The following is a 24,200-nucleotide window of genomic DNA, read 5'->3' as shown; positions in this document are numbered from 1 at the left end:
CAAAAAATAATAAAAAAATGGCAAAAGATATAAAATTTGATATTGAAGCACGTGACGGATTAAAACGTGGTGTTGATGCATTAGCCAATGCAGTAAAAGTAACTTTAGGTCCTAAAGGACGTAATGTAATTATTAGTAAATCTTTTGGAGCACCACAAGTAACTAAAGATGGTGTTACCGTAGCAAAAGAAATTGAGTTAGAAAACCCACATGAAAACATGGGAGCTCAAATGGTAAAAGAAGTAGCTTCTAAAACCAACGATTTAGCAGGAGATGGTACTACTACTGCTACTGTTTTAGCTCAAGCTATTGTAAAAGAAGGTTTAAAAAATGTTGCTGCAGGTGCAAATCCAATGGATTTAAAACGTGGTATCGATAAAGCAGTAAAAGCTATTACTGCCGATTTAGAAAAACAATCTAAACAAGTTGGTAACTCTTCAGAAAAAATAAAGCAAGTTGCTGCTATTTCTGCAAATAACGATGATACTATTGGCGAATTAATTGCTACCGCTTTTGGTAAAGTTGGTAAAGAAGGCGTTATTACTGTTGAAGAAGCTAAGGGTATGGAAACATACGTTGATGTTGTTGAAGGGATGCAATTTGATAGAGGATACTTATCGCCTTACTTTGTAACAGATGCTGATAAAATGATTGCTGATTTAGAGAATCCATACATTTTATTATTTGACAAAAAGATTTCTAACCTACAGGAAATTCTTCCAATCTTAGAACCTGTAGCACAATCTGGTCGCCCTTTATTAATTATTGCTGAAGATGTTGACGGACAAGCCTTAGCTACTTTAGTAGTAAACAAATTACGTGGTGGACTTAAAATTGCAGCTGTTAAAGCTCCTGGTTTTGGTGACAGACGTAAAGCAATGCTAGAAGACATTGCTATCTTAACTGGTGGTACGGTTATTTCTGAAGAAAGAGGATTTACTTTAGAGAATGCAGACTTAAGCATGTTAGGGACTGCTGAAACTGTAACGGTTGATAAAGATAATACAACGATTGTTAATGGTGCTGGTGTTGCAAAAGACATTAAAGCTAGAGTAAACCAGATTAAAGCTCAAATTGAAACAACCACTAGCGATTACGACAAAGAAAAACTACAAGAACGTTTAGCTAAGTTAGCTGGAGGTGTTGCTGTACTTTATGTTGGTGCTGCTAGTGAGGTAGAGATGAAAGAGAAAAAAGACCGTGTTGATGATGCGTTACACGCAACCAGAGCTGCTGTTGAAGAAGGTATTGTTGCTGGTGGTGGTGTTGCTTTAGTAAGAGCAAAATCTGTATTAGAAAAGATAACAACTGAAAACTTAGACGAAGTAACAGGAATTCAAATTGTAGCACGTGCTATCGAGTCTCCTCTACGTACTATTGTTGAAAACGCTGGTGGTGAAGGAAGCGTTGTTATTTCTAAAGTTTTAGAAGGTAAAAAAGATTTTGGTTACGATGCCAAATCTGAAGAATATGTAGATATGCTTAAAGCTGGTATTATAGATCCTAAGAAAGTAACACGTATTGCATTAGAGAATGCAGCGTCTGTTGCTGGAATGATTCTTACTACCGAGTGTGCATTAATCGATATTAAAGAAGACGCAGTGCCAGCTATGCCTCCAATGGGTGGCGGTGGTATGCCAGGAATGATGTAGTCGAGAGCCTCGACACGCAAATTATAAAAAAACGCCTCGATTTATTTTTGAGGCGTTTTTTTATCACTTCTATTTTAAGTTGGGTCGATGTCTTATACCAATTCTCATTTGAAATAACCGTAATAAAACACCCTTTTTCGCCTTCTACTTCAATAGAAAAAGAAACCGTAACTGAGGCTATGCTTTATTTTTATATTTTGTATAAAGCAAAAAATCATTATTTTATTTTACAGTAATTCCAAACAAGAAATGGTATTAATTTTATAAAACTTTGGTTATAACTCACGTTAAAATTAACGTGAATCTCGGATAAGAATTAAAGTATGTTTTACTAGTAAAGTTAGGTTTAAGGGTTCGCATAACACGAACACTCATAAAATTTAAGTTGAACCTGCCTGGTCCGGACAGGCAGATTAGTTGCATTTATAGCGGACCTAGGTGTTATGATAACAACATAGGCGTTGCTAAATTAATTGAGACAAATCCTAATAAAACCTTAAATGTGCGGAAACAAAAAAGGCGTGGAACTCAAATTATCGCTATCACGGTACTGGTATACCCGTGCACGAATAAGAAAGCCCACGCCCAGGTACCTTTAGATTTATTATAAATAAAAAAATATGTCAATTTGCATTATAATTAAATTGATTCTTGGCTACTAAAATTGAAAGATATATAATCAAAAAAGTTAAAGAAATGAGATAGGAAAAGAAAATCTCTCAAGTTGCCCTGTCTCAAAAGGTGGGAATGAGTAGTAGTTTTATTTCTCATGTAGAATCTGTAAAAGACACTATCCCGTAAAGTGTGTAAATAAAATTAGTCAAAAAAATATCGAGGGTTGCAACTCTCGATATTTTTTTGACTTTACACACTTGGTGAGATACTACCCTGTAAAAAGAAGAGCTAAGTATAATATAAATCATTTAAACGAAATTGCTAATTATGACCATCACCTTCCTTATACTCTTTACCTTCTTTATGATCGCCTTTAACGGCTTCATCTCTGTACCTACAACAAGGGTGCACAGTAGCATAAGCTTCGTCTGTTGCTTTCACTTCTTTAGTATCATGACCAACAGCCAAAATACTGGTTTGTATGGTTTTTAAATCTGTTTTGCGTTCGTCATAAATCAGTTTCAATTCATGGGTTTTTACATTCCATACTGCCGACTTCACACCTTTGGTATTTAAACTTGCTTTTTCAATACGGCTTTTACACATTAAACAAACACCATCAACTTCCATGGAGGCTCTAGCGTTTTTGTTCTGTGCAAATGATACTGTTGTTATTAATACGGCTACTATTATTATTAGTTTTTTCATAATTCTGTTATTTTGTCATTGCGGGAGGCACGACGTGGCAATCTGTTTAATTTTAGTTCTTAATTTAAAAAGATTCATTTTTACTTTGTCTAGTCGGACATCAGTTTCAATTAATGAGATTCCCTCCTTCGAGGGAATTTATTTTAATTTAAATCGCAATCCTGCATAATACATACTCCCAAAAATGGGACCATATACAAATGTGGTATCAAAATTTGAACCAAAAGGGTCGTCTCCTCCTAAAATCGGATTATTTTGTCTCACATTGGTAATATTTTCACCTCCTAAATATACTTCAAATTTGGGAGAAAACACTTTAGTTACTTGCGCATTTAACGTTGCCAATGTTGGTGTTTTGCCTGGTAATTGATACTGTACAGGATTCGTTTCTGTTGAGGAAAAGCGCTGCTCTCCCAACCAATTATAAGTTGCATCAAATTTCCAGTGTTGACCATCGTCTTGCTTATGAGTCTCGTAAGACGCATTTGCAAATAAACGGTGGGTTGGAACTAATGGTTTTGATAATTTGCCAGAATTATAATCCGTTTTTACATCATAATATTTATAAGCCATTCGTAAATCGAAATGTTCAAACACATTGTAATTAAGCTCTACTTGAAAACTATTTGCATAACTATCGCCTTCTAAATTATAAAAGCTCACTTCTTGCGGGTTTTCATAATCAACTACCACTTGGTTTTTAAAATCCGTTTTATAAAAATCTAAAGTGATATCTGCTTTTCTTCCAAAAAGATTAAACCCTTGCAAATAAGACACACCGTAATTCCATGCGATCTCTGGGTCTAAACCATAAATAGCCCCTCCTAACCTCCCCGAAGGAGAGGAACTCGTTATCTTAACCACTCTTGAGGTTGAAAATAACTGTTGATTTTCAGCAAAAATATTTGCACTACGTTTTCCGCGTCCAAAAGATGCTCGTAATGCCGATTTCTCCCAGGGTGTATAGCGAGCATGCACACGAGGTGTTACAAATGTCCCTAGTAAATTATGGTCATCTATACGAATCCCTGCTGTTAAATTCAGCTTCTCTAAATTGTCATAATTATATTCAAAAAATGCACCTACAGATCTTTCTGTTCTTTCATATTCTGTAGTATTCACAAGTTCATCATAATGATCGTAAGTATAACTCACTCCTGTTTTTATTTTGTGCCTGGAATCGCTAATAATAGAGTTATAAATAGCATTCGCATACAAACTGTTATGAGTGATATCATATTGATTTAGCCCAAAATAAGAATCCTGTTTATGACTACTAAATGCTGTTTGAACTCCCAGGCTTTGATATGGGATTTCTGGATTTACATAGCCTAATTTAGTCGATATTTCATAACGCCTTGTATCAATTTCACTTCCCCAAACTCCAGTTGTCAACTTATCAGTATCTGGATTAAAACCAAGTTGTCCTGTTTGTTTTTCATCATTTAAAAATTTCAGATTTATAAAACTCACAAAACCTTTTTCGGCATTTGTATACTGCCAACGATTCATAATATTAATTTGATTATACTTGGGCATATCCATAAAACCATCATCATTAACATCGTGTTCTTTATTATGGGTATTACCATGTAAATACAAACCTGTATGCCATTTGTCACTTACTTTTGTATTGATATGTGTGTTTAACTCTAAACGTTCGCTGCTAGCTCCATATAGATTCACAAACAACTTATCATCAGTTGTTGGTTTTACCAACTCTGCATTTATTTGTCCCGCTATACTTTCGTAACCGTTTACAACACTACCTGCTCCTTTAGTTATTTGAATGCTTTCCACCCAGGTTCCTGGGATAAAACTCAACCCAAAAGCTTGTGAAGCCCCCCGAATTGAAGGAATGTTTTCGGTAGCAATTAAAATATATGGGCTATTGAGTCCTAACATTTTTATTTGTCGCGTTCCCGTAATAGCGTCAGCGAAATTCACATCAATAGACGGATTGGTTTCAAAACTCTCGGAAAGGTTACAACAAGCTGCTTTTAACAATTCATCACTACTTACAGTAAATACATTCGTAGCTTGTAAATATGATTTTGATGTTGCTTGTTTTCTGGATTTAATTGTAACAGCATCTAAATTATCTGTTGACTGCAACCAGTGCCTTACCATTTCAGGCTTCGAAATTGTTATGGTATCTGTTTTATAGCCCACGTAACTAATTAGTAATTGCGTATAATCCTTTTTGTAAGGGATACTAAACTTTCCATCTATATCTGTTACAGCTCCAACAGATGTATTTAACCAATACACATTAGCGCCAGGCAAACCAATGGGTTCGTTTTTTTCATTTGCTTCCATGATAATCCCACTAATTTTGTTTTGAGATAACATCACCATAGGAAGTATTAATAGTATATATATTATGTTCTTCATTTAATTATAGGTCTTAATTAGCATGACAATTGCCATAACAATCATGATGCTATTTTCAATAAACGTTGCTTTAGTCATGGGGAGTTTTAGTGCGGTTCCTAAACAAGCACATTGAATCGTTTTCTTTTTTAAAAGTGTTTTTGTGACTCCTATAGTTGTTATTCCTAAAATAACCAACGTGATTATTAAGGCTATTGGAATTTGGACACGCATCAAAAACAAAATTCCTAATACCAATTCAATGAACGGGTATATCCAACTATAAATAGGCATTACTTTAGCCAATGGATCGTACATTTTAAAGGACTCTGGAAAGCCTTTTAAATCTAAAAGCTTAAAAAAACTAAAAACAATATAGAAAAGCCCCATAAAATCGAGCATAAAATCGGTTCCGTTCCATGATCTATAATTTATTAAAATGGATGCAGCTGTTATATACCCAAAGATTAAAAACAACGGAAATAACTGTCTGAACTCTGATTTCTTTTCTTTTACATTACTTATACTTGATACGTTATTTTCTGAAATCGAATACTTATCCGATAACACCTTTTGGAGTATATTTAGAGAAATGTGTTTTGACATCTCAATAGAGGCCTCTGCTTTTTCTAAATTTACTGTAGCGTTTGAAATACCATCAATAGCATTAAGCTTATCTTCTACCGATATTCTGCAACTATTGCAGGTCATACCCGTAATTGCATATGTATGTTTCATTTTGAAAAATAATTTGATTGAATAATCTTGATTGCCATTCCAGCAATTTATGCTGAACTTGTTTCAGTAAAGCGGGAATTCACTTTAAACTCATCTATAATCGATGAGGTTCCTGCTTGAGTTCATCTTGAATGCTCCGACTACGCTCTGCATAAACTAAAGACGAAAGACAGGAATGACAATAAATCAAATTATAAAGACTTGGTCCAATACATGTATGTCGGTGACCAAATTAGGGGGAGAATAATCTTTATGAGGAATTGTTAGTTTTGGTAACTCCTCAAAAAGACTAAAATAAGTATATATATAAGACGCAAAGATTTGTTGCTGCTCAAAATCTAAGTCTTCAAATGAAGAAAATTTTAATTCATTTTGACCTTCAATAACATCAACGACATCTTTACAACACGGCTTTTTCGTGATTTTTTCTAAAGCGATTTCATAAGTTTCCATAGCACACTTATCCACTTCAGTAAAAATGGAAATATCGACTAAAACATCACCGCAAAAATGTTTTTCAATAGTAAAAGATACTGTCGAAAACAAAACCAGTAATGCCAGAAACATTGAAAACCCTTTATGTAATAGTTTTATCACAGAACAAAAATACAAAAAATTGAAATTGGAATTGTGTTTTTTATTAAATGATTAACACTTAATTCTTGAGTTTGTGATAATAAAAAGCAGGTAATAGTAAGAGTAGAATAATAGGCTGAATTAAAAAACGACGTACATTAAAAAATAAATAATAGTCTTCCTGTCTTGGGTTTATAACAAAGTATAAATAAATTAACATCAAAATAACATAGGCCAGCAAATAAACAATCATTGAAAATTTAATGATGCTCTTATCTTTAAAAAAAACATATAAAACACTCAATGAAATAATACTGTTTAATAAATATCGTAATGTTGTAAAACTTACTAATTTTAAAACTTCTCGTCTCGGGCTATCAACATACAGGTAGTCGTTTTGAAAAAATGTTAGATAAGGGTCATAAAATAATTCACCTTCATAAACTCGAATTAAAACCAGCAACCCAAATAACAGAAACAGTAGTATATATTTAATTAACTTAGGCATCTTTCTTTTTTAATTTAGAAAAACGATTCACCCAAAAAATCCATAATAAAAAAACCATGCCGTAAATAATTCCGGGAAATACAACTGTATGCATAATTTCTTGTTGCTCTGGATAGCGATATAGCCCTATAGATATTATTACAATACGTATCAAATTAACTACATAAATTAAAACACTACCAGAAAGGATATAGAAAAACGTTGTTTTTAATTTTCCAGAAAAAGCTATAATAAATGACATAAATAGTATGATAACACTTATTGAATTACACCCTTCAATAACGCGAGCAACATACGTACCATTTACGATAAGTTTCATAGAAGGTTCTTCTGGGTGTGGTATCATTTGAGCATCATACCCAAATGCACTTAATAATACTTCACTCTGCCTAGACACTAAATGCGTCATATAATCAGGGTAAAATATCGAGCTCTCAGAAGCGTCTAAATACAGTTTATAAATCACAGAAAAAGACACATAAACTAATAAGAAAGTAAGGATGAACTTTATAACTGATTTGTATTTTATAAAAAGTGTTTTCAAAAACGTTTTTACTAATTTATATAGGTTAAAATTATGCAAACAAGACATCGAAATTACGTCTTTTTAAATACTTTTGCCAAAACTTTTGAATTTATGATTTTTGAAGACCTAAAACCACAAGTGGAAACTATTGTTTTGAACACAGAAAGAACAGTAGATGAACGCCTTTTAAGCATTTGTGAACTACTTGAAACCCATATAGATTATTATAATTGGGTGGGTTTTTATTTTAGAAATGGCAATAAAGAAGAGTTACATTTAGGTCCTTATGTGGGAGCACCTACAGACCATACTGTAATTCCTTTTGGGAAAGGTATTTGTGGACAGGTTGCAGTTAGCAATGAAAATTTTGTGGTACCAGATGTAGCAGCTCAAGATAATTATATTGCCTGTAGTATTACTGTTAAAGCCGAAATTGTTATTCCAATTTTCGTAAATGGTGAAAACATTGGCCAAATAGATATTGATTCCAATACTTCAGATCCTTTTACTGAAGCAGATGAACGTTTTTTAGAGTTTGTTTGTTCTCAAGCGGCTATGATACTTGAGTAAATTTCAAGTTTCAATCGCTAGATTAGGTTATTTGTTTTAAATTCAGTGTTCAGTGTTCAGTGTTCAGGCACTGGTCTTTCTTTCTCTGTATTTAGGATAATTTCAACCGCTTTCCATAAAGTTTACTTATAATTAAACAATAATATACTTATTAGTAAACATTAAGATAATATCCTCTAACCTCCGTCTCTCGCCTTCGGTCTTCTGTCCTCCGTCTTCAATCTTCAGTCTTTAAATTTTTGTATTCGAAGTTAGACTTTTAATATTTTCAAGCCCATTTTTTAGGAATTTCGTACAGATGTTAACAACTTCTCTTTTTCGTTAAAAAAACGTGTCCTTTTTAAGCAATCTTGAGCTCATTTTTTAGTTGAAATAATTACTTTTGCATTTTATTACAAATTTCAATGTAAAACATTGAAAAACAGCAAAAATTTCAACCCTGAAAAACAGGAATTAAAAACCATAACACAACGACTAATGAGCAACGAAAAAACAATTAAATCTGCATTAATCTCAGTATTTAGTAAAGACGGATTAGAACCTATCGTAAACAAATTAAATGAACAGGGCGTTACCATTTATTCTACTGGTGGTACTCAAAAATTTATAAACGATTTAGGTGTAGAGGTTGTTCCTGTTGAAAATATAACGTCTTATCCTTCTATTCTTGGTGGTCGTGTAAAAACATTACACCCTAAAGTTTTTGGAGGTATTTTAAACAGACAAAGTCATGATGGTGATGTTGCTGAATTAGCCGAATATAAAATTCCTCAAATTGATGTCGTTATTGTTGATTTATATCCATTTGAAAAAACAGTTGCCTCTGGTGCTAGCACAGAAGATATTATTGAAAAAATAGATATAGGTGGTATTTCGTTAATTCGTGCTGCTGCTAAAAATTATGCAGATGTTATTTGTGTATCGTCTGTAGATGATTATGCTGAATTTTTAGACCTGATTTCTGAAAAAAATGGTGCTATTTCTGAGGAAGACAGAAAACGTTTTGCCGGTAAAGCTTTTAATGTATCCTCTCATTACGATACTGCTATTTTTAACTACTTCAACAAAGATCATGATGAAGCTGCATTAAAAATTAGCGAAACTAAAGGTAAAGTATTGCGTTATGGAGAAAACCCGCACCAAAAAGGGTTTTTCTTTGGAAACTTTGATGAGTTGTTCACGAAACTTCATGGTAAAGAATTAAGCTACAACAACCTTTTAGATGTTGATGCTGCTGTAAATTTAATGGCAGAATTTAAAAATGATGCTCCAACATTTGCTATTTTAAAACATAATAATGCTTGTGGCTTAGCTCAACGTGACACATTACATCAAGCCTATGTTGACGCTTTAGCAGGAGATCCTGTCTCTGCTTTTGGAGGTGTGTTAATTAGTAATACTGAAATTGACGTTGCTACAGCAGAAGAAATTCATAAATTATTCTGTGAAGTTGTTATTGCACCTTCTTTTTCTGCTAAAGCTTTAACTATTCTTCAAGGCAAAAAGAATAGAATCATACTAACACTTCATGATATAGAATTACCAAAAATGAATGTTAGAAGTTGTTTAAATGGTATGTTGCTTCAAGATAGAAATAGCATAACAGATACTATTGAAGGTTTAACAAATGTTACAAATTCAAACCCTAACGATAGTGAATTGGAAGATTTAATATTTGCCTCAAAAATTTGTAAACACACAAAATCTAACACCATCGTATTAGCAAAAAATAAACAATTGTGCGCTAGTGGCACAGGACAAACAAGTCGTGTTGATGCTCTAGAGCAAGCGATTCACAAAGCAAATTCATTTAATTTTGATTTAAATGGCGCTGCTATGGCAAGTGATGCTTTTTTCCCTTTCCCAGACTGTGTTGAGATCGCAAAAAATGCCGGTATTACAGCTGTTATCCAACCAGGTGGTTCTATAAAAGACCAATTAAGTATTGATTACTGTAATGAAAATAATCTGGCTATGGTATTTACAGGTACACGTCATTTTAAACACTAAAAAAACATACTGTTTTAAGCATCTAAAAAATAACAAAAAAGCGTATAACTAGATTATGGTATTTTTTTAGTAAAATTTGGATAAGCTTAAAACCCATATATTTATTAACTTTTATTACATTTACGGGATTCGTTTTTTAAACCACTTAAATTTTTAATAGCACATGGGCTTTTTTGACTTCTTAACCGAAGAAATTGCAATAGACTTAGGAACTGCAAACACACTTATTATCCATAACGACAAAGTTGTTGTTGATTCACCTTCTATTGTTGCACGAGATAGAGTTACAGGAAAAATAACTCATGTAGGTCAGGAAGCCAGTTTAATGCAAGGTAAAACGCATGAAAATATTAAAACAATTCGCCCGTTAAAAGATGGTGTAATTGCAGATTTTGATGCTTCCGAGCAAATGATAAGTATGTTTATAAAAAACATACCAGCTTTAAAAAAGAAATTTTTCACCCCAGCACTTCGTATGGTTATATGTATTCCTTCAGGAATTACAGAAGTAGAGATGCGTGCGGTAAAGGAAAGTGCAGAACGTGTTAATGGTAAAGAAGTTTATTTAATACATGAACCAATGGCAGCAGCTATTGGTATTGGCGTAGATATCATGCAACCTAAAGGAAACATGGTTGTGGATATAGGTGGTGGTACCACAGAAATTGCCGTTATTGCTCTTGGTGGTATTGTCTGTGATAAATCTGTAAAGATTGCAGGTGATGTTTTTACAAATGACATTGTTTACTACATGCGTACGCAACATAACTTATATGTTGGAGAGCGTACTGCCGAAAAAATAAAAATACAAATAGGTGCTGCAACTGAAGATTTAGAATTACCTCCAGAAGATATGAGCGTACAAGGACGTGATTTATTAACCGGTAAACCTAAACAAGTATCTATTTCGCATAGAGAAATAGCTAAAGCTTTAGATAAATCGATCTTAAGAATTGAGGATGCCGTTATGGAAACATTATCTCAAACACCGCCAGAATTAGCTGCAGACATATACAATACGGGGATTTATTTAGCAGGTGGAGGTTCTATGCTAAGAGGTTTAGACAAGCGATTATCTCAAAAAACAGACCTCCCGGTTTACATAGCAGAAGATCCATTACGTGCCGTAGTAAGAGGTACTGGTATTACACTTAAAAATTTACCTAAATACAAAAGTGTATTGATAAAATAGAGACACCCCATTAAATCATGCAGCAGATTATTAATTTCATAATAAGAAACAAAAACTTTCTGTTGTTCTTATTGTTGTTCTCTTTTTCAATCTTATTTACCATTCAATCACATTCATATCACAAAAGTAAGTTTATTAATTCGGCTAACTTTCTAACTGGGGGCATCTACAATTCTGCAAACGAGATTAGTGAGTATTTTAGTTTAAAATCGCAAAACAAACTTTTATCTGAAGAAAACAAACGTCTAAAATCGCTTTTATATAATTTGAAAAGCATTACAGAAATAAACCAAATAGATAGTCTTAATGCGCCATATTATTTTTCCAATGCTCAGGTTATTAAAAACAATTATTCTGCAACAGATAATATTCTTACAATTAACAAAGGCACAAACGACAGTATAAAACAAGATTTCGGTGTTATAACAACTCAAGGCATAGTAGGTATTATTGATAAAACAAGTGGTAACTTTGCTACCGTAATATCTATCTTAAATACGACTATTTCTATAAGTGCTCAATTAAAAAAAACAAACCATTATGGTGACTTAAAATGGGATGCTAAAAACCCTGCTATTGTTCAGCTTACAGACATCCCTAAAATAGCTAAAATTCTAGTTGGTGACACCATTGTTACTTCTGGACGTTCTTCTATATTTCCAAAAGACATAAATATAGGCACTGTTGAAAACTATAAACTTGATGATGCCGAAAATTATTATGAAATAAATGTGAAGCTTTTTAATGACATGACCAATCTGGAGCATGTTTATATTATAGAAAACATTAATAAACCTGAGATTACTAATTTACTAAATGAATAATTTACTTTCTGTAAATAGCGTCCGTTTTATTGTATTAGTATTAATACAGGTTTTAGTATTTAATAATATTAATTTCTGGGGATATATTAATCCTTATCCATATATTTTATTCATTGCTTTTTTTCCAGTAAAAAGTAACCGTGTTATGATAATCCTATCTGGTTTCTTATTAGGATTAATTATTGATATGTTTATGGATTCTGGTGGGATTCATGCGGCTGCTTGTGTATTTATAGCGTATGTAAGACCCGTAATATTAAAGTTTTCTTTTGGAACGATGTATGAACATCATAATATGAAATTTGGCGCCGTAGAATTTGGCTCTAAAATCACTTATATTACATTGATTGTAAGTATACATCATATTATTTTGTTTTCATTAGAAATATTTAGCCTGCCAAAAATAATTTTAGTACTTCAAAAAACGTTATTCTCAGGTATATTCACTATTTTATTATGCATTATAATAACTATTATTTTTAGTAGAAAATCTAAATGAGACAGCTTTTACTTTTCGCTTCTATAATATTTGTTGGTCTTTTATTTTTATCTAGACTCTTTTACCTTCAAATATATACTTCAAATGAGTACGATTTATTTGATGATAATGCTATTAGAAAAGTATATGATTATCCAAAACGAGGGTTTATTTACGATAGAAACGGTAAACTTTTAGTCGCAAACCAACCTTCTTACGACGTTATGGTAATTCCTCGTGAAGTAGAACCATTAGACACGCTTGAGTTTTGTTCATTATTAAAAATTGATAAGGAGCAATTTATAAAAACATACAACAAAGCCAGGCGCTATTCTCCTAGATTAGCATCCGTTTTTCTATCACATCTATCTAAAGAAGATTATGCCGCCTTGCAAGAAAAAATGCGAAAGTTTAAAGGGTTTTATATTCAGAAAAGATCTCTCAGACATTACCAAAGAAACATTGGCGCTAATGTTTTGGGAGATATTGGAGAAGTAAACACCAGCGACTTGAAAAGAGACCTTTATTATAGGATGGGTGATTTAAAAGGGAAACAAGGTGTTGAAGCTTCATACGAAAAAATACTTCGAGGTGTAAAAGGTATCAAGTTTATTCAAAAAGACAGATTTAATAGAAATATTGGTCCCTATAAAGAAGGTAAGTTTGATACCATTCCAGAACAAGGAAAAGATATTACCATTACTATAGATTCAAAATTGCAAGAGTATGGTGAACTACTTATGCAAAACAAACGTGGTGGTGTTATTGCTATTGAACCGTCTTCGGGAGAAATATTAGCCATGGTCGCAGCACCGACCTATGATCCTAATATTTTGGTTGGAAGAGAACGTTCCAAGAATTTCACTAAACTTTTTAATGACTCAGCAAAACCTTTATTTAATAGAAGTTTACAAGGCGTTTATGAACCAGGTTCGCCTTTTAAATTAATGAATGCCTTAATTGGTTTACAAGAAGGGGTTATAACACCAAATGAAACGGTTACCTGTTATGCTGGCTATAAATATGGTAATCGTTTTATGAAATGTCACTGTTATATTGGTAAACGTAATAATATGGTTTCCGGGATACAAGAATCTTGTAATGCCTATTTTGCGACTACCTATAGAAAGATTTTAGATAAAGATGGTAATGCCTCTACTGGCATTGATACTTGGAGCAAACATGCTAAAAGCTTTGGATTAGGCGACTTTTTAAACAACGATTTATTTGTTGGGCAAAAAGGTAGAATTCCTAATAGAGCTTATTACAAACACATATATCCTAAAACTTTTTATTCTACTTATACCATATCTAATGCGATTGGACAGGGAGAAGTTGCAACGACCCCTATTCAGTTAGCCAATATGGTTGCCGCCATAGCCAATAGAGGCTATTATTATACCCCTCATATAATTAAATCTATTGAAAACAAAACACTTCCCGAAAATTTTACTAAAGCTAAGTATACTACTATTGATAAAGTACATTTTGAACCTGTAATTGAAGGCATGTTGCAAGTTTATAAGAAAGGAACTGCGGCATCATTACAAGTAAAAGACATTGAAATCTGTGGTAAGACGGGAACTGTTCAAAATTCTACTATTATTGATAGTGTAAAAACCGATCTGACAGATCATTCCATTTTCGTTGCTTTTGCACCTAAAAATGACCCAAAAATAGCGATTGCCGTTTTTGTTGAAAATGGTTATTGGGGAAGTCGCTTTGCTGGAAAAATAGCAAGTTTAATGATAGAGAAACATATTAAAGGTGAGATTACCAGAAAAGATTTAGAGGAGTGGATTTTAAAACATAGTTTAGAAGATGAATATGCGAAGCCTTATTCTGGAAAACCTTTTAAAATAAATAAACAGACCAGATTACAGCTTATTAACGATTCCGAATACAAACGACTTAAACGACGATTAAAAAAAATACAAAACCCATAAATTAGATGGTTAGGGAAACTAACAAATATTTTAAATTTGACTGGACTACTATTATCCTTTTTTTCTTGCTAGTCGGGTTTGGTTGGTTAAATATATTATCAGCTTCTCATACGGGAGGTGACATTGATTATTTTGATTTATCTCATTCTTATGGAAAACAACTCGTATTTATTTTTTTAACATTCGTTTTAATAATCCTTTTACTAGGTATTGATGCTAAGTTTTATGAACGCTTTTCCAGCATTATTTACTTAGTTTCCATGCTATCACTTGTTGGTCTTTTTATCTTCGGGAAAAATGTAAACGGTGCAACATCATGGTATGCTATTGGGGGGATGACCTTACAACCAAGTGAATTTGCAAAAACTGCAACTGCGCTTGCTGTAGCAAAACATATTAGTGATTTAAACACGAATATTAATAGCTTTAAAGACCAAATACAAACCTTTATAATTATTATCATACCTGCTATTTTAGTCTTATTACAAAATGATACAGGAAGTACGATTGTTTACGGAGCGTTCTTTTTTGTATTATATAGAGAAGGATTACCAAAGTATTACCTCTCTATAGGTATATCGGTCATCATACTATCAGTCTTAGCTTTGAAATTTGGAGCCTTAACTGCTTCAATAATTGGTTCAATTCTAATTTTAGGTTATCATTTTAAAAACAGAAAAAAGTTTTCATTATTTCAAGCCTTATTTGCTTTACTTCTTTCTATAGGTTTATCTTTTGGTGTAAAATTCTTTTATCAAAATGTGATACCTCCTCATCAACAGGATAGAATAAGTCTATGGCTACGTCTGGAAAAAGACCCTGTTAAATTACAACAGATGAAAAAAACCTTTGCCTACAATCTAAACGAATCTGAAAAAGCAATTAGCTCAGGAGGCTTTACAGGAAAAGGGTTTATGGAAGGAACCAGAACAACTGGAAAGTTCGTACCAGAACAACATACCGATTATATTTTTAGCACCGTTGGGGAAGAATGGGGTTTCTTAGGCTGCTCCTTTGTAGTCATATTATTTATTTTACTTTTATTACGTATTCTACATTTAGCTGAATTACAAAAATCGCAATTTAGTCGGGTCTATGGTTATGGCGTAGCCTCTATTATATTTATTCATTTCCTAATCAATATTGGCATGGTAATGGGATTAATTCCTACCATAGGCATTCCTTTACCTCTATTTAGCTACGGTGGATCAGGACTTTGGGCATTTACAATTCTAATTTTTATATTTATTAAATTAGATTCTAATAGAATTAATGAATGGTAGTCGATAATCGACATTTAATTATTTCAATCTTATGAAAAAATTAATTCTTTTAATTTTTATTCTTTCATGTATTATGGGATGCTCTAGTAGCAAAAATATGGGAGTGAATTCTTTTTCTTCTAATGAAATTAAACTTATCAGTAGTGCTGATAGTTTAACCCCTATGAGGGTTTTTAAAATAAATAATAAAAAAGATTCACTTTTGCTAAGAACTAAAAGCAGCTACATAAAACCTGATCCAAATAATAAGACATTACAACTTTTTGTAAAAAGACTACATACTACAGTTATAGATAGTATGTCTATGGGCGTTGGTATTGCAGCTCCCCAAGTTGGCATTTTAAAAAATATTATTTGGGTACAACGTTTTGACAAGGAACGCTTTCCTTTTGAAGTATACTTAAATCCAAAGATTATTAAATACTCTGAAGACAAACAAACGGTTAAAGAAGGTTGTTTATCTATTCCTAATCGTACAGAAATATTAAATACTAGAGCGCAATCAATAACTATTGAATACGATACTATGAAAGGAGAGCATAAAACCGAAACAGTTAAAAGTTTTATATCGGTTATTTTTCAACACGAAATAGATCATTTATACGGTATTTTATATTTAGATCATCTCGATAAAGAGATTCGTGATGCCAAAAATCCAAAACAAATTAAAAATTCACACCCTTAATTTTTCGCACTTAAGCTCTAAATATTTTATACCAAAATTATCATATAAGCTAAAATAGCTATTATTACGTATATTAACTCGATATATCAAAACTTAACAATCAGTTGTTTAATTGTTTTAATAAAGAAACTATGTCATTTTGAATGCTGCGGAGGGTAAAATATATTTTACTTGAACGTATATAGCGTAGCTATTGAGGAGGAATCCCATCTTTATGAGATTTCTCGAAAGTTTATCTTGAGTACTTCGACTACGCTCAGCATAAACTAAAGTCGAAAGGCTCATACTTCGCTCTGTAGAAATGACAAACACTTGAAAATCATTGATTTAATATTATTTTTATAAAAAAATTAAATCAAACTGACGTTATATTAAATGAATCAAACATAACATACCTACTTATGAAAACTCTACTAAATGTAATGGTAATATTGCCATTTTTATTTTTAAGTTGTAATGGCAACGACACTATTTCTGAAGAAAATCAAAATAATTTAGAATCCTTACCGAAAGACTTAGGTGGTGATCATAAAGCAAATGTTCTTGGCGACACTAATGCTGGTTTTGGACACTATATTTATACCCCAAGTGAATATAATAGTAGCACTTCTGAATACCCGTTACTTGTTTTTTTACACGGATCAGGAGAACGAGGGAATAGCGAAACAAACCCAGATATTTTAAAAAAAGTATTAGTCAATGGTCCGCCTAAACTCATAGAAAAAAACCAATGGTCTCCTAAATACCCGATGATTGTTGCCTCACCTCAATTACCTTCTGGAAATTGGAACCCAGAAGACATTCATAATTTTATAACCTATTTAATTACTAATTATAAAATAAACACTAAACGAATCTACCTTACAGGTTTAAGCCTTGGTGGTTTTGGAAGTTTCAACTATGTATCTAAATACGGATCAGAGGCCTATGTAGCTGCTATTGTTCCTATTGCTGGAGGAGGTAATAAAAATTCTGGAGATAAATTTATTACTATTCCTGTTTGGGCTTTTCATGGCGACAATGACAATGTGGTTTCATACAACAAGTCAATCGATATGGTAAATGCAATCAATAAAGAAAACCCCAATACACTCGCAAAACTAACTATATACCCAAACGTTGGGCATAACTCCTGGTCTAGAACTTATAATGCAAGTGGTATGGGAGACGAAAGCAGTGAATACGACACTTTTGATACAAGCATCTATGATTGGATGTTTTTGTTTGAAAAATAAATCTTTACAAACAAAATTTATAGAAACGATAGAAAACTATAGATTACTTTTTAATCTCCAGTTTTTCAGCAAAATAATCGCAAAAATCCTTCATAGTTGCAGTCATTTTTTCATCTTGAGTCGCTCTATTAAAAGTATCACTCATAGCAACTAATGTTTGATGAAAAAACACTTTCATTTCGTCTACAGGCATATCTTTTGTCCATAAATCGATACGAAGAGTTTCTTGTACCTTAGAATCCCAAACGGCAAGCATCATCGCTTTTGCCTCTTCATTTGTTATACCTCCATCTTGCGCCGTCCAATATAATTTCTCTGGTATTCTATTAGCATCAAGCTCTACATTCAACTCTATTTTTGAAGTCATTTTTTCAGACATTATTTGCGTGGTTTAAATTTTGAATTATTAAAAATATCTTCAGGGCTAGTTATTAGCATATCTTTTAACGATAATCTATTTTGTGACATATAAGCTCTTACAATTTGCCAACCTGTATATTGACCTAAGCGACCTGGTGAATCTGTATCAATTTCTTTTAAATAAAATTTAGAAAACGGTGCAGGGTTTATAAATCTACCTAGTAGTTTAGAATCTGTACTAAATAACAACTCACGTTCTACAAAGTAGCGCCAAATATAACTCTCGTTAGCAATAGCCCAATCTAGCTGTTCTTCAGAATACCCAATACGTTCGGCATCTGTTTTAAAGGGAATTACAGCATCTTTAAAATAAAGCAGTTTTCCAAAATATATCATTTCGTCCAGTAAGGTTTTATTTTCACCTTGATAGATATATTTTTTTGCATACTCCTCAGCCAAATCAACCGCAATTTGCTCCTTCTTTAAATTTTCGCTTACATACTTCGGAATGCTACTATAAAATTCATGTTCACTTCCTAAATAGGCATCCAAAGCCAATATAGCTATGGTATCTGTAATTATAACTCTATTCCTATAATCTACATTACTTGTTGTAGTAATAACTCTTGGTGGAGTAAATTCTGGAAAATAATATTCTAAATGATTAAATAAAGATTCTATTTCTAGCTCCGTTTCTTCAAAATTTTGAAATTCTTTTTTAACGGCATTAAATAATGCTACTTGTAATGTATCCTTTATTCTAACAATCCAAAACGAATCTTTATATTTTTCTGAAAACATAAAAGGATATGCCTTCTTTAGTTTTGGCAAACTTTCCTGAGTAGTGTTTGCAAATAATAAATCAAAACGTTCTACTTCAACATCTGTATTTATACTAGCTATTTCATTTTCTAATGCATCATTATCTTTGCAAGAAATAGCTACCATTATTGTGATTAAACACAATAATAAATTCTTCATATAAAACTTACACGACATAAATTTTTATTAATTGAGTGATTCGTTTATTTTTGTTTGCAAAGGTACTATTCTTAGATTTAAATTCATTTAATATGCAAACAGAAAAAGTTGTAGACTATATTGTTAACTGGTTAAAAGACTACGCAACAAAAGCTGGTGTTAATGGTTTTGTCATTGGTATTTCTGGAGGCATTGATTCTGCAGTAACCTCTACATTATGTGCAAAAACGGGTTTGAATGTACTATGCATAGAAATGCCTATTCATCAAGCAGAAAGCCATGTAACCAGAGCACAGGAACATATAGCACAACTAAAAAATCGATTTGATAATGTAAGTGATACACGTACCAATTTAACTCCTGTTTTTGAAGCATTTAAAGCTGAAGTGTTCTTTGATGGTGATCAAGCAACAATAGATATGGCTTTAGCTAATACAAGAGCTCGATTACGAATGACAACACTATACTATTACGCAGGGCTTTATAAACTACTAGTTGCAGGGACAGGAAATAAAGTTGAAGATTTTGGCGTTGGTTTTTACACTAAATATGGTGATGGCGGTGTTGATTTAAGTCCAATTGCCGATTTAGTAAAATCTGAAGTTTATAAAATAGGAGACTATTTACAAGTACCAGAATCTATCATGAAAGCTGCACCAAGTGATGGTCTTTTTGGAGATGCTAGAAGTGACGAAGATCAAATAGGAGCTTCTTACCCAGAGCTGGAATGGGCAATGAAAATGGATGATGAAGGCAAAAATGCAAATGATTTTTCTGGTAGAGAATTAGATGTTTTTAAGATTTATAAACGTTATAACACTACTAATAAACATAAGATGATTCCTATACCTATTTGCAACATTCCCAACTATTTAATGTAGGATTTTGTAGGTTGTTCAAAAAATCACTACATTTACGGCAAGCTTACTCTCTCAATTATAATACTAATCTCTAACTAAATATTATAAAAGCTTTAATTATGATAAAATTATTAATAGCAGACAACCACCCAATCACAAGAAAGGGGCTTGAGGTTCTTTTTTCTGCATCTCCCAACATTAAAATTGTAGGAAGCGTAGAAGATGGCGAGGCCATATTAGAATTCATTAAAAAAAACCCTGTAGACATTATTCTAACCGAAGCAGATTTCCCTAAGCTAAATGGGTTAACTGTTCTACGTTATTTAAAGAACGACTATCCGGATATTAAAACCATAATTTTTAGTGGTCAACCAGAAGAAGTTTATGCCATAAACGCCATCAAAGCTGGCGCTTCTGGATATTTAAATAAATCTGTAAATGTTATAAGTATCAACGAGGCAATATTAAAAGTGCATGATGGAGGGATTCATTTAAGTAACGAATTAACTCAACAATTAGCATTTGGAAATAGAGTTAATAAAAGTGGTACTTTTTACAAAAAACTCTCAACTAGAGAAGCCGAAGTTTTAAAACTTTTAACTGTAGGTAGAAAAAACAAAGAAATTTCTAAAGAGCTGGACATTAACGAAAAAACAGTTAGTACTTACAAAGCAAGATTAATGCGTAAGTTAAAAGTTACTAACTTAGTTGATTTAGTTAATCAAGCCAAACTAAGTGAGCAATTATTATAGCACACGACTTAATTTTCTAGAGAGTAGCATTTTTAAGCCAGAATAGTCTTTAACTTCTTCAAGAATATTTCTATTTACATCGTTTTTTCTTTGTAATGTTTCTTGCTGAAAGTCCTTAACTTTTTGGTCTATTAAAAAGCATCTTAAGCTTAAAATCGTTTCGCTAACTAATTGTGCAATACTTTGCGTTTTTTCTTTAGGGAAAATATTCATGCGTTTCCAGTCATCTAATGTGTAACGCTCATCTTCCATTAAAATAGATGTAATTTCATTAGATGTCTGGTTATCAACTGTATTTATAAACGACTTAAGTTCAAAATGCTGATTTCGATTTAGTGCATCTATAATACTGTAATACAGACTTTTAAATTGTGCATTAGAAAATTCCATTTCATCATCTTGAAGGTCTAGAAATATTTTTTCGAAGACCTTCGCTTGATGAATTACCGGTTCTAAAATCAATTCGCCTTTATCATTTTCTTTTAAAACTAAATCCTCAAAATCTTCTACTTTATTTCCATAGAGTAATAGAACTTCAATAATCTTTCGTTCTAAAACATACTGTACATCAACTTTCTTTATAGGTGCCTGATGTTTGATAACCTCAAATGCTTTTTGATCTTTTTTAAACTGCTTGTTTTCTTCCTGAAACTCCTTTTTATTAATTTGAGCCAGTGTACTAAACAAAACTTCTTCACTAATATCCATTATTCTGGCACACTCCTGAATATAAATTTCCTTTTTTATTTGATCCGGTATTTTAGAAATACTATTTACAATATCTCTAACTGTATCAGCTTTTTTAATAGGATCATTTTTCGACTCTTCAAATAAAACAGATGCTTTAAATTGAATAAAGTCTTTGGAGTTCTCATCTAAATACGAAGTAAGTTCTTCCAGTGTATTTTGTTTTGCAAAACTGTCTGGGTCTTCACCTTCAGGAAAAGTACAAACTTTTACATTCATACCTTGCTCTAAAATAAGATCTATACCTCTCAGTGAAGCACGCATACCTGCTGCATCTCCATCAAAAAGTACTGTGATATTTTTTGTTAGTCTATTTATAAGTCGTATTTGCTCAGATGTTAATGCTGTTCCTGACGAAGACACAACATTTTTCACGCCCGTTTGATGAAATTGAATAACATCTGTATACCCTTCAACTAAATAACAGTTATCTTCTTTAGCAATACCTTGTTTGGCATGATAAATACCATATAGCACATTACTTTTATGGTAAATATCACTTTCGGGAGAGTTTAAATATTTTGCAGCTTTCTTATCATTCGTTAGTATACGACCACCAAATCCCAAAACACGACCACTCATACTTTTAATAGGAAACATAACACGTCCTTTAAACCTATCAAAACGTTTAGCCTCCTTTACAATGGTAAGCCCTGTTTTTTCTAAATAGTCAATATTGTAGCCTTGCTTTAAAGCCTCATCTGTAAAGGCTTGCCACTCGTTAAGCGAATACCCTAGATCAAATTTTTCTATGGTTTCTTGAGTAAATCCACGCTCTTTAAAATAGCTTAATCCTATTGATTTTCCTTGATCTGTTTTATGAAGTATTTTTTGAAAATATGTATTTGCAAACTCACTCACTAAATACAAACTTTCGCGTTCGTTTGCTTGTTCTTTTTGCTCGTTAGATTGCTCGGTTTCCTCTATTTCAATATTATATTTCTTAGCGAGGTATTTTATGGCTTCTGGATAGGTAAAATGTTCGTGTTCCATTAAAAATGACACGGCAGTCCCTCCTTTTCCTGTCGAAAAATCTTTCCAAATTTGTTTTACAGGCGACACCATAAAGCTTGGTGAACGTTCATCACTAAAAGGGCTTAAACCCTTAAAATTAGTTCCAGCCTTTTTAAGATTTACAAAATCGCCAATAACTTCCTCTACACGAGAAGCTTCAAATACTTGATCTATAGTTGTTGCTGATATCAAAGTGTTTCTTATACCCTTAAAACTAGGGGTCTTTTAAATTAAACTAAAACGAGTTCTTACGTTTACCGTAACGACCATGTAAAAATAACACAAACTATTGATATTACTACCAAGCCGAATCGAAAAGGAAAATACAAATTGTAAAAATAAATAATAATAAAAATCAAAATAATTCTTTTAGCATTTGTTCAATCAGAGAACTGCTATTTATTTTAACAAAAATGAAACTCGTGTCCCCTTTATCTTAGAGACCTAAGAAAGTAAATTCATTTACGTTTTCAAGTCAAACTACAAAACCAGAACAAGTTTTCCTGAAAGAGTCTTTTTTTGATTTGTATTTACTAAATTGGATGCTTAATTAAGAATTAATGCTCTTTTGTTACGCCTGATTTTCCTTTGAAAAATCTTCCCGTAAAAATTGCAGCTTAATATTTACGAACATATCATCGTAAAAATTAAATTTAAAAAATGGGAATAGTAAATACACTTAAATTTAAATTACTAAAAATTAAACCTATTCAATATTATTTTTTAGGCAAGGCGCATCTAAATGATAAATTTTACATTAATGAACATAAAAAAGGAGAATTAGAAAAAAAGAAGACACCTTCAAGAACTGAGATAATTAACTATATTTTATCTCTTTTTGAGACAAAAACTACTTATCTGGAAATTGGTGTTCGTGACCCAGATGAAAATTTTAATCTCATCAATGCCGATAAAAAATATTCTGTAGACCCTGGAATAGAATTTGAAGAAAACCCCGTTGACTTTGCCCTAACCAGCGATGCGTTTTTTGAACAGCTTAAAAATGGAAAAGCCCTGTCTAAAGACATTAAGTTTGATGTCATTTTTATTGATGGTCTTCATCTTGCAGAACAAGTTAATAAGGATATTGAAAACTCATTGAAGTATATCAAAGAAGATGGCTATATTGTGATTCATGACTGCAATCCGCCAACAGAATGGCATGCCAGAATTGAGCACAATTATAGGTATACACCTGCGCGTCACAATTGGAATGGAACCACGTGGAAATCATTTCTAAAATGGCGATGTAATAATCTTGTAAAATCATGCTGTATTGATTCAGATTGGGGAGTTGGAATTTTATCAAAAACCCATGCAATAGGTGAGAGTATTGACAAAATAGGTGAGTTTTATGACTATAGTGAATTGAATAATAACAGAAAAGAATACTTAAACCTAATAGACTTCCAAGAATTTAAAAATAAGACGGAAGTTATCCACTGTACAAAATAACCTTAATCCGATCTTTCTATTCTTTATTATTATATATAAACCTATAACTTTATTGATAAAAGTCAACTTAAGCTATATAAAGTAGGTTGTAACAAAAAAGCAATAAATATAA

General features: G+C 32.2%; 22 protein-coding genes. 13 read left to right on the top strand and 9 right to left on the bottom strand.

Annotated elements, in window-relative coordinates; all coding sequences use genetic code 11:
• Positions 1-17: 17 nt before the first annotated feature.
• Positions 18-1,652, top strand: a complete 1,635-nt coding sequence (gene groL, locus EM932_RS11095; RefSeq protein ID WP_135877258.1) for a chaperonin GroEL — start codon at positions 18-20, stop codon at positions 1,650-1,652.
• Between the two features lie 936 nt (positions 1,653-2,588).
• Here the strand turns inward: groL and EM932_RS11090 are convergent.
• The 6 genes from EM932_RS11090 to xrtF all read right to left on the bottom strand — a co-directional run bounded on the left by EM932_RS11090 (position 2,589) and on the right by xrtF (position 7,714).
• Positions 2,589-2,975, bottom strand: coding sequence for a heavy-metal-associated domain-containing protein (locus tag EM932_RS11090; protein ID WP_135877257.1), 387 nt, complete (start codon positions 2,973-2,975; stop codon positions 2,589-2,591).
• Between the two features lie 138 nt (positions 2,976-3,113).
• Positions 3,114-5,369, bottom strand: a complete 2,256-nt coding sequence (locus EM932_RS11085) for a TonB-dependent receptor (RefSeq protein ID WP_135877256.1) — start codon at positions 5,367-5,369, stop codon at positions 3,114-3,116.
• Positions 5,370-6,086, bottom strand: a complete 717-nt coding sequence (locus EM932_RS11080) for a heavy-metal-associated domain-containing protein (RefSeq protein ID WP_135877255.1) — start codon at positions 6,084-6,086, stop codon at positions 5,370-5,372.
• A 186-nt stretch (positions 6,087-6,272) separates the two neighbouring features.
• The gene (locus EM932_RS11075; RefSeq protein WP_135877254.1) at positions 6,273-6,683 is read right to left on the bottom strand and encodes an HYC_CC_PP family protein; all 411 of its coding nucleotides are present in this window, start codon (positions 6,681-6,683) and stop codon (positions 6,273-6,275) included.
• Positions 6,684-6,741: 58 nt separating this feature from the next.
• On the bottom strand, positions 6,742-7,170 hold the full coding sequence (locus EM932_RS11070) for an exosortase F system-associated membrane protein (RefSeq protein WP_135877253.1): 429 nt from the start codon (positions 7,168-7,170) through the stop codon (positions 6,742-6,744).
• Positions 7,163-7,714: an exosortase family protein XrtF gene (gene xrtF, locus EM932_RS11065; protein WP_246041027.1), complete on the bottom strand. Its 552-nt coding sequence runs from the start codon at positions 7,712-7,714 to the stop codon at positions 7,163-7,165. The genes EM932_RS11070 and xrtF overlap by 8 nt, the downstream gene beginning before the upstream one ends.
• 93 nt (positions 7,715-7,807) lie before the next feature.
• On the opposite strand from xrtF, the gene EM932_RS11060 reads away from it, so the two are divergent.
• The 9 genes from EM932_RS11060 (at position 7,808) to EM932_RS11020 (ending at position 17,919) form a co-directional block, all read left to right on the top strand.
• A complete protein-coding gene (locus EM932_RS11060) occupies positions 7,808-8,266 on the top strand; it encodes a GAF domain-containing protein (RefSeq protein WP_135877276.1) in 459 nt (152 codons plus the stop codon).
• 477 nt (positions 8,267-8,743) lie between these two features.
• Entirely contained in the window at positions 8,744-10,276 is a 1,533-nt protein-coding gene (purH, locus tag EM932_RS11055; protein ID WP_135877251.1) for a bifunctional phosphoribosylaminoimidazolecarboxamide formyltransferase/IMP cyclohydrolase, read from the top strand.
• Positions 10,277-10,439: 163 nt separating this feature from the next.
• On the top strand, positions 10,440-11,468 hold the full coding sequence (locus EM932_RS11050) for a rod shape-determining protein (RefSeq protein WP_135877250.1): 1,029 nt from the start codon (positions 10,440-10,442) through the stop codon (positions 11,466-11,468).
• Positions 11,469-11,485: 17 nt separating this feature from the next.
• A complete protein-coding gene (gene mreC / locus EM932_RS11045) occupies positions 11,486-12,292 on the top strand; it encodes a rod shape-determining protein MreC (RefSeq protein ID WP_135877249.1) in 807 nt (268 codons plus the stop codon).
• The gene (gene mreD / locus EM932_RS11040; protein WP_135877248.1) at positions 12,285-12,791 is read left to right on the top strand and encodes a rod shape-determining protein MreD; all 507 of its coding nucleotides are present in this window, start codon (positions 12,285-12,287) and stop codon (positions 12,789-12,791) included. Before mreC ends, mreD begins: the two co-directional genes overlap by 8 nt.
• Positions 12,788-14,716 (top strand): penicillin-binding protein 2, encoded by a 1,929-nt coding sequence (mrdA, locus tag EM932_RS11035; RefSeq protein ID WP_135877247.1) that lies wholly within the window; start codon positions 12,788-12,790, stop codon positions 14,714-14,716. The genes mreD and mrdA overlap by 4 nt, the downstream gene beginning before the upstream one ends.
• 5 nt (positions 14,717-14,721) lie before the next feature.
• Complete coding sequence (rodA, locus tag EM932_RS11030; protein ID WP_135877246.1) at positions 14,722-15,999, top strand: rod shape-determining protein RodA; 1,278 nt, start codon at positions 14,722-14,724, stop codon at positions 15,997-15,999.
• Between the two features lie 31 nt (positions 16,000-16,030).
• Positions 16,031-16,684 (top strand): peptide deformylase, encoded by a 654-nt coding sequence (def, locus tag EM932_RS11025; protein ID WP_135877245.1) that lies wholly within the window; start codon positions 16,031-16,033, stop codon positions 16,682-16,684.
• A 401-nt stretch (positions 16,685-17,085) separates the two neighbouring features.
• Positions 17,086-17,919 (top strand): carboxylesterase family protein, encoded by an 834-nt coding sequence (locus tag EM932_RS11020; RefSeq protein ID WP_135877244.1) that lies wholly within the window; start codon positions 17,086-17,088, stop codon positions 17,917-17,919.
• A 43-nt stretch (positions 17,920-17,962) separates the two neighbouring features.
• Here the strand turns inward: EM932_RS11020 and gldC are convergent, their stop codons facing one another.
• Together gldC and gldB are read right to left on the bottom strand one after the other, a co-directional pair.
• On the bottom strand, positions 17,963-18,298 hold the full coding sequence (gldC, locus tag EM932_RS11015) for a gliding motility protein GldC (RefSeq protein ID WP_135877243.1): 336 nt from the start codon (positions 18,296-18,298) through the stop codon (positions 17,963-17,965).
• Positions 18,298-19,260, bottom strand: a complete 963-nt coding sequence (gene gldB / locus EM932_RS11010) for a gliding motility lipoprotein GldB (RefSeq protein WP_135877242.1) — start codon at positions 19,258-19,260, stop codon at positions 18,298-18,300. Before gldB ends, gldC begins: the two co-directional genes overlap by 1 nt.
• A gap of 92 nt (positions 19,261-19,352) precedes the next feature.
• Between gldB and nadE the strand changes: the two genes are divergently transcribed.
• Both nadE and EM932_RS11000 read left to right on the top strand, forming a co-directional pair.
• Positions 19,353-20,141: an NAD(+) synthase gene (gene nadE / locus EM932_RS11005; protein ID WP_135877241.1), complete on the top strand. Its 789-nt coding sequence runs from the start codon at positions 19,353-19,355 to the stop codon at positions 20,139-20,141.
• Positions 20,142-20,239: 98 nt separating this feature from the next.
• Positions 20,240-20,872, top strand: coding sequence for a response regulator (locus EM932_RS11000; protein ID WP_135877240.1), 633 nt, complete (start codon positions 20,240-20,242; stop codon positions 20,870-20,872).
• On the opposite strand, the gene dnaG is transcribed toward EM932_RS11000, so the two are convergent.
• Positions 20,867-22,825: a DNA primase gene (gene dnaG, locus EM932_RS10995; protein ID WP_135877239.1), complete on the bottom strand. Its 1,959-nt coding sequence runs from the start codon at positions 22,823-22,825 to the stop codon at positions 20,867-20,869. The genes EM932_RS11000 and dnaG overlap by 6 nt on opposite strands.
• Before the next feature lie 468 nt (positions 22,826-23,293).
• Between dnaG and EM932_RS10990 the strand changes: the two genes are divergently transcribed.
• Positions 23,294-24,088, top strand: a complete 795-nt coding sequence (locus EM932_RS10990) for a class I SAM-dependent methyltransferase (RefSeq protein WP_135877238.1) — start codon at positions 23,294-23,296, stop codon at positions 24,086-24,088.
• Positions 24,089-24,200: the final 112 nt, after the last annotated feature.

This window comes from Flavivirga rizhaonensis (assembly GCF_004791695.1).
In the GTDB taxonomy this organism is placed as follows: Bacteria; Bacteroidota; Bacteroidia; order Flavobacteriales; family Flavobacteriaceae; genus Flavivirga; species Flavivirga rizhaonensis.
This window is presented reverse-complemented; position numbering and strand designations above follow the sequence as displayed.

Bases quoted from the DNA above. Each gene is read 5' to 3' on its own strand.
- groL (WP_135877258.1), top strand. From the start codon at position 18: ATGGCAAAAGATATAAAATTTGATATTGAAGCACGTGACGGATTAAAA.
- EM932_RS11090 (WP_135877257.1), bottom strand. From the start codon at position 2,975: ATGAAAAAACTAATAATAATAGTAGCCGTATTAATAACAACAGTATCA.
- EM932_RS11085 (WP_135877256.1), bottom strand. From the start codon at position 5,369: ATGAAGAACATAATATATATACTATTAATACTTCCTATGGTGATGTTA.
- EM932_RS11080 (WP_135877255.1), bottom strand. From the start codon at position 6,086: ATGAAACATACATATGCAATTACGGGTATGACCTGCAATAGTTGCAGA.
- EM932_RS11070 (WP_135877253.1), bottom strand. From the start codon at position 7,170: ATGCCTAAGTTAATTAAATATATACTACTGTTTCTGTTATTTGGGTTG.
- EM932_RS11060 (WP_135877276.1), top strand. From the start codon at position 7,808: ATGATTTTTGAAGACCTAAAACCACAAGTGGAAACTATTGTTTTGAAC.
- purH (WP_135877251.1), top strand. From the start codon at position 8,744: ATGAGCAACGAAAAAACAATTAAATCTGCATTAATCTCAGTATTTAGT.
- EM932_RS11050 (WP_135877250.1), top strand. From the start codon at position 10,440: ATGGGCTTTTTTGACTTCTTAACCGAAGAAATTGCAATAGACTTAGGA.
- mreC (WP_135877249.1), top strand. From the start codon at position 11,486: ATGCAGCAGATTATTAATTTCATAATAAGAAACAAAAACTTTCTGTTG.
- mreD (WP_135877248.1), top strand. From the start codon at position 12,285: ATGAATAATTTACTTTCTGTAAATAGCGTCCGTTTTATTGTATTAGTA.
- mrdA (WP_135877247.1), top strand. From the start codon at position 12,788: ATGAGACAGCTTTTACTTTTCGCTTCTATAATATTTGTTGGTCTTTTA.
- rodA (WP_135877246.1), top strand. From the start codon at position 14,722: ATGGTTAGGGAAACTAACAAATATTTTAAATTTGACTGGACTACTATT.
- def (WP_135877245.1), top strand. From the start codon at position 16,031: ATGAAAAAATTAATTCTTTTAATTTTTATTCTTTCATGTATTATGGGA.
- EM932_RS11020 (WP_135877244.1), top strand. From the start codon at position 17,086: ATGAAAACTCTACTAAATGTAATGGTAATATTGCCATTTTTATTTTTA.
- gldC (WP_135877243.1), bottom strand. From the start codon at position 18,298: ATGTCTGAAAAAATGACTTCAAAAATAGAGTTGAATGTAGAGCTTGAT.
- gldB (WP_135877242.1), bottom strand. From the start codon at position 19,260: ATGAAGAATTTATTATTGTGTTTAATCACAATAATGGTAGCTATTTCT.
- nadE (WP_135877241.1), top strand. From the start codon at position 19,353: ATGCAAACAGAAAAAGTTGTAGACTATATTGTTAACTGGTTAAAAGAC.
- EM932_RS11000 (WP_135877240.1), top strand. From the start codon at position 20,240: ATGATAAAATTATTAATAGCAGACAACCACCCAATCACAAGAAAGGGG.
- EM932_RS10990 (WP_135877238.1), top strand. From the start codon at position 23,294: ATGGGAATAGTAAATACACTTAAATTTAAATTACTAAAAATTAAACCT.